The sequence below is a fragment of the Fibrobacter sp. UWB1 genome (assembly GCF_002210325.1).
In the GTDB taxonomy this organism is placed as follows: domain Bacteria; phylum Fibrobacterota; class Fibrobacteria; order Fibrobacterales; family Fibrobacteraceae; genus Fibrobacter.
Genome location: NZ_MWQL01000012.1, coordinates 122,072 through 128,402, shown reverse-complemented (window position 1 = coordinate 128,402; position 6,331 = coordinate 122,072). Strand labels below are relative to the sequence as shown.

The 6,331-nt window shown below is 51.2% G+C and carries 4 protein-coding genes and 2 tRNA genes; 4 read left to right on the top strand and 2 right to left on the bottom strand.

Annotated elements, in window-relative coordinates; translation table 11 throughout:
• From B7988_RS10440 to B7988_RS10425, 4 genes are all read left to right on the top strand, one after another.
• A tRNA-Leu gene (locus B7988_RS10440) sits at window positions 1-84 on the top strand.
• A gap of 117 nt (window positions 85-201) precedes the next feature.
• On the top strand, window positions 202-417 hold the full coding sequence (locus B7988_RS15070; RefSeq protein WP_170930625.1) for a hypothetical protein: 216 nt from the start codon (window positions 202-204) through the stop codon (window positions 415-417).
• The gene (gene murD, locus B7988_RS10430) at window positions 407-1,759 is read left to right on the top strand and encodes a UDP-N-acetylmuramoyl-L-alanine--D-glutamate ligase (RefSeq protein WP_088657841.1); all 1,353 of its coding nucleotides are present in this window, start codon (window positions 407-409) and stop codon (window positions 1,757-1,759) included. The genes B7988_RS15070 and murD overlap by 11 nt, the downstream gene beginning before the upstream one ends.
• 161 nt (window positions 1,760-1,920) lie before the next feature.
• Window positions 1,921-2,004: transfer RNA gene (locus tag B7988_RS10425), tRNA-Leu, on the top strand.
• A 72-nt stretch (window positions 2,005-2,076) separates the two neighbouring features.
• Here the strand turns inward: B7988_RS10425 and B7988_RS10420 are convergent.
• Together B7988_RS10420 and B7988_RS10415 are read right to left on the bottom strand one after the other, a co-directional pair.
• On the bottom strand, window positions 2,077-3,666 hold the full coding sequence (locus B7988_RS10420) for a fibrobacter succinogenes major paralogous domain-containing protein (RefSeq protein ID WP_170930624.1): 1,590 nt from the start codon (window positions 3,664-3,666) through the stop codon (window positions 2,077-2,079).
• A 405-nt stretch (window positions 3,667-4,071) separates the two neighbouring features.
• Window positions 4,072-6,285 carry a carbohydrate-binding protein gene (locus tag B7988_RS10415; protein WP_249268958.1) on the bottom strand — a complete coding sequence of 738 codons (2,214 nt, stop codon included), beginning with the start codon at window positions 6,283-6,285 and terminating at the stop codon, window positions 4,072-4,074.
• Window positions 6,286-6,331 lie beyond the last annotated feature (46 nt).

Sequence of the window (6,331 nt, the reverse complement as noted above, 5' to 3'; positions counted from 1 at the left end):
GCGGTCGTGGTGGAATTGGTAGACACGCTAGCTTGAGGTGCTAGTGGGAGCGATCCCATGACAGTTCAAGTCTGTCCGACCGCATTACGAAGTCCGCCCTTGTGGCGGACTTTTTCGCTAAGTAAAAATGTTAGATTTCTTGATATGAAGCACGTCCTCATCATTCTTTGTCTCGTCTTGAGTTCATGCGGTTGTTGGGACATGAGCGAGCACTGCCAAGAAGAAAACCAAAAGTTCTTCAATAACGAACGCGACAGTCGCCTTTGCACAGACACAGACGCCGTCGAAAAATGCAAGGCAGAGCAAAGACAAATTTTTGCGACTCAGCAACAAGAAAGATTACTCAACATCGATTCCCTGTGCCGTGCAAACACAGAGAAAATTAAATGTAAAGATCGAGAAGAATATGGATTCTAATCTTATAGCCCCTGTTGGCATTTTGGGCTTTGGCGTCGAAGGCCAGAGCACGTTCGATTACCTTGTACGTAACGGTGTCAAGGACATCGTTGTCATGGACAAGAACCCGGTGAAGTTGCCGGAAGTTCCCGCCGGCGTGAACGTGAAGGTTTGCAGCGGCGAAAATTATCTGGATGGCCTCAAGGACTGCGTGACGGTGGTACGTTCTGCAGGCGTCTACCCCATGAGCCCCGCATTGTTCAAGTTCCAGATGAACGGCGGGATGATGACTAGCCAGATTCAGCTGTTTTTAGAACAAACTAAATCAAAGAAGGTTGTAGGCGTTACGGGCACGCTCGGCAAGGGTTCTACCGTGAGCATGATTAGCCACATCCTGACCAAGTGCGGTGTGAATAACGAGATTGGCGGCAACTTCGGTGTGCCAGCGCTTGACCTTTTGAAGGACGAAACGGCAGACCGAGTGAGCATTCTGGAGCTTTCGAGCTTTCAGCTGATGACATTGTCTGTGTCGCCGGATGTAGCAGTGGTGCTGCGTGTTTCCACGGAGCACCTCGACTGGCACCAGAGCGTCGAAGAATATCGCGACGCCAAGGCGAACTTGGTTCGCTGGCAAAAACGTGACGGCGCATGCGTGTATTTGAAGGACGCTGCCCCGACGGCAAAGATTGCAAGCGAAAGCCCCGCCAAGACGAAGTACGCCGTGAGCCTAAGCGACGGTCCGAGCGCTGGCGACGGGGACGCGGTGATTGATGGCGCCACGCTCACAATTGACGGCGAAAAATTGTTCCTGTCGGACTGCAAGGTACGCGGTATTTACCAGCTTGAAAACATGGCGGCGGCGACCCTCGCTTGCAAAGCCTTGGGAATCAAGGTGGCCGACGCGTTCGAAGCTTTGAAGAGCTACGAGACGCTCCCCTTCCGTATGGAATTCAAGGGCGAAAAACGCGGCATCGAATTCTTCAACGACAGCTACGCCACTCGCCCCGACGCGACGATCGCTGCGACCGCCAGCATGAAGCGCCCCTTCGCGCTGATTCTCGGCGGTTCCGAAAAGAATGCAGACTTTACCGAACTTTCGCAGATTCTGGTGAACGAACGTCCGAACCTCAAGCGAATCGCGCTCATCGGCGCTACCGCCGAACGCATGCTAGAATCCTTGCAGCAGGCCGGGCTCAAAGTCACCGCAAACATCTTCCCCACTCTGGAAGAAGCGTTTGCAGACAGCTTGCAAATCGGCGAAGGCGGCACCGTTATCATGAGCCCCGCCTGTGCAAGCTTCGGGCTGTTCAAGAACTACAAAGTCCGCGGCCAAGTGTTTGACAAGCTCGTCGCCGATTTGTAATTCGGATTTCAGAATTCAGATTTCGGAATTATCAATTTTAAAGTTATGCCGCACCCTGTGCGGCATTTTCTTTTTTTTCATTTTTTTCAAAAAAATTCGTCCTTACCCCTTTACAAGCGTAACGAATTATACTAAATTTGGGCTGTTCCGCTAAGGACCACGCGGTCGTGGTGGAATTGGTAGACACGCTAGCTTGAGGTGCTAGTGGGAGCGATCCCATGACAGTTCAAGTCTGTCCGACCGCAGAAGAAAGACTCAGTGAAAACTGAGTCTTTTTTCGTTTTAACGAGTCGTGTTGGTGAGTGCGAGGCGATATGCTACAGGTCCTTTACGCAACGGACGGGGCGACCAATGCTCTTGTCTCCTGGGGTTAAGTTCGCTTCATCAGCATAACCTTCACTGACCAAGAGCAAGCAATAGGCGTCAAGACTACCGCCGCCATCGCTTGCACTCCAAAAACAAATCTTTTCACCCATAAAGTTGAATAAACCATAGACGCTCCTTTGACCAGCAGGAAACGCCGAGAATCCGAATTCATCCGTGCCGTTTCCGTCATTTTCCCAGCCGTATGTGGATTTGAGTTTTTTTCCAGCAATCTTTTCGCCCCCAACAGATGCGACCAGAGTGCCCCATTCTTCTTTTTCAGGCAGGTGCCAGCCCTCGGGACATACACTGCGAAATGGGTATTTCTTCGAACAAATTGCCATATAGCCGCCTCGGCAGCCTTTCGTAGTTCCCGCACTGTCCATCACGGCAGACCAAGTGTAAAAGCGACCATATCTGGCGCAGTATTCTGCAGAATCGTTATAGCACCAGCTAATGGAATCGGAAGTGTAGGCCTTACCGAGTACCTCAAATTTATAGGGAACACCAGTGTATGCATAATTCAAGTTCTCTGCCATCCACGTCTGCTCACCAATTTTGACAGTCCTATATGTATGTCCGTCACGTTCGTCTTTAATGCAATTTTCATCCGTTTCAACATCACATGGCTCTCTTTCCTGCATCAAACTTGAAGACGAAGATTCACTGCTAGATGACTTTGGCTCGGGAATCGTAGACTCGTCACTAAGACAGCGGATGGAATATCCGCGGTCGCTGCTGCCGACGCGGGAACTGATAACGTCCATGAATACTCCATCAGAGTTATTCATTAGACCCATATCGATTGCCCCGCCCAAGACGCGGTACGAATAAGAGGATGTCCAGAAATCAGCGCGGAGGCCTTCATCGAAATAGTCGCCATCGAAACTGCCGCCGAACCGGCCTCCGACAGGGAGTGCCGAGAATCCGAATTCATCTGTGCCGTTGCCGTCGTTTTTCCAGCCACTCTTGGACTTGAGCGCCTTGCCGGCATCATCTTCGCCACCAGCCACATCAATCAGAACTCTCCATTCCGTCGTATCGGGCAAATGCCAACCTTCAGGACAAATTCCGCGCACAGGGGGTATCGGGGTGCAATGTTCGCCATTGCCACAGCCCTTGGCATTCTCGCCGTATTTTCCGACACTGTCTATTGCAGCGCCCCAAGTGTAAAGCCTTCCATATTTGGTGCAGTTACTTTTTTCGTCGTCGTAGCAGGCACTGTTTCCTACCTTGAAGTTCAGATTTTCGGCCATCCAAATCTGCGTACCGATCTTGACAGTCCTATATGTCTGACCGTCACGTTCATCCTCAAAGCAATTCTTGTCTTTGCCCACAACGCAAGGTTTCTTCTCTGAACTAGACGATTTCGCAGAAGAACTACTGGACTTCGCCTTCGAACTGCTAGAATCGTCACAGTTTTTGCAAGCGGACGAAGAGGAGCCCTCGTCGGAATTAGACGCAGAATTGCTGCTGTTGTCGTCGCCACAAGCTACCAACACCGCCGCCACTGCCCCAATCATTAAGAATTCTTTCAAAGCCATAAGTTCGTCTCCTATTAGGCATTTGTAAATATAGGCAACCATTAAGCCCGCGTCAAGCAGAGCCCTAATTTGGCATTTTTTATCTCGGTCGAGTTGCATTGGCGAAGAAAACTCGCGATTTATGCGACAGAGCCGAACGGTCATAAGCAATTTCCGTGAGCCACGAGCGACTCGTCTTAACAAGTCGTGAGGGCGAGAGTGAGGCGATATCACATTTTCATGTATGTGACAGAGCCGAACGGTCATAAAAAGTCTCCGTGAGCCACGAGCGACTCGTCTTAACGAGTCGTGAGGGCGAGAGTGAGGCGATATCACATTTTCATGTATGCGATAGAGCCGAACGGTCATAAAAAGTCTCCCCGGTACAAAGTACCGAGGAGACTCCGTTGGAGGTGTATGTAAGAATTACTTGGAGGTATTCACCATGAACTTCTTGCTGCCATTCACCTGCTTGAGCATGTACACGCCCTTGGCAAAGCCTGCGGCATTGAGAGCCTTGGAGGCAGCCATGCCAGACAGGTCAACCGTACCGACCTTGACACCAGTCAAGCTGAACACGTTGTAAGACCGTTCAATCTTGTTCTGGAGCTTGAGCGCGGCAATAGAGGTCTTGCCCGGATCAGCATCCTTGCCTGCAGCAAATTCAATGTAGTCAATGTCCATCCAGTCACCGGTCACGGTGAAGCGGAGGATATGCTTACCGGCAGCAAGCTTGACGTTTGCCTGAACGACGTTGTAGTCATCGTAGTTTTCTTCGCCGTCATTCTTGGGCACAGCGATTTCTTCGGTAATGTTTTCGCCGTCGATAGCGAGCTGGAAACCAGAAGTTGCATTTGCTGAAGCCACGGAAGCGAACATGGTGTAATCACCAGCTTCGGCCACTTCTACAGTATATTCGAGCCATTCGCCGGTCTGGTTGTAACCCACGACATAGCCATTATTCTTCTTGTAGATATCAACGCCGGTGCCTTCGCGATAGCTCTTGCCGCCATTACTTTCGGCGCCGTGGTCGTCAGAATCGTTGTCAGCGTAAGAGTCATTGCCTGCGCCATAGCCCGGTTCGTCGAAGTTTTCCATTTCAATTTTACCCGGGATAGCCCAAGCCTTGCCGCCGAACGGTTGCTGCGGTTCAGGTTCGCGCTTGGTACCCTGGAATTCCCATTCCAGGATACCCATGGTCGAATCCTTTCCATTATTCTTGAACACAAAGAATAGCTGGTCCACAACGCCGCTAAGGCCCGTCATGGCACAGTCATTGTCCGTGAAAGTCATGTTGTTGCTGGTCTTCGCCAGTTCGCAGGTACCGGCAAGTGTTCCGGTGGCACTGCCCTTGTGAATTTCAATCTTGTTGCCATCGCCAACGTTCGCGGCCTTGATGCGGAGGTTCTCGGCACCGTTACCGAAGTCCACACCAGAAACACGGATCCAGGATTCGCTACGGCTCGTGAGCGGCAGCAGCACGTGCTTCACCGGCTGTCCCTTGGTCCAGTCGGTACGGCTACGGATGTTCATCTGCTTGGAACTCGTCGTTGCCTTGTAGGTCTTGTACGGGTCAAAGTTCTTGATCTGCTTCGGGCCTTCACGGGTGAAGGTGAGCTTGTTCATCTTATCGCCACTCCAGGTGAGTTCGTCGATGGACACGCTTCTGTGGTTTTCGTAGTTCGGATTTTCAGAACGCACGCCCTGTTGCGTCGTTGCGGCCGGATGGTTGTCGGAAGTCACCAAGCGGCGATCGTGATACACGGCATACCACTTGTCCTTAAAAGGAGCGAAGCCCTGGTGGTTGTTACCGCCTTCGCCATGAGCGTCTGGCACAGAGCCAATCCCCGGAATGACCGTACCCACAAAGGTATAGGGGCCCCAGATATTGTTAGACATACCATAATCAATCACCTGACTACGGTTGTTGAAACTCAGGTAATAGGTGCTACCCTTCTTGTGCAAGTAAGGAGCTTCGAAGGAGTTCGGCAAAGAAACCTTCTTAAGAGAATTCTTGTCGAAAGTAATCTTGCCGTTGCTTTCGGTAAAACTGATAATGTCGAAGTTGTTGCCATACGGGCGGCTGGAACTTTCGCCACCACCGAAAATCACGTAACCCTTACCGTCGTCATCAATCAAGATGCCCGGGTCAAAGCAATGCGCAATGCCGTCGCAGCCACCGATAAGGCTACCGCCACCTGCAATTCTATTGACGCCATGAGTTTCCTTAACAGGGTCGGTATAGGGGCCGTCGATCGCGGGCGCCGTAATCATGCCCACACCGCTTGCACCATCGGGGTAAACGATATAGACCTTGCCATTCTTAACGGCGATGCCCGAAGCCCAAGTGTTGTTCGGGTAATTGCCGAATTCACGCCTGGAGCGGAAAATCATGCCGTGATCAGTCCAGTTCTTCATGTCTTCAGACGTGAAGGCGTAAAGGCCGACAATATCGTAGTTCCAGTTTGTCTGGTTGTTATAATCATCCACATCGGTCAAGATGTAGAAGGTATCACCGTCGGAGGCGCAAGAGGGATCCGCCAGATAGTGGTAAGAAGAAATGGGGTTGTCGGCCAAGCCGAATACGGCAAGGCCAGCCACAAGGCAAGCAGCCTTTTTCCACACCTTTTTGTATTCCATTTATCACTCCATGCAGGAATCTACACACGTAGACCCATCCGAAATT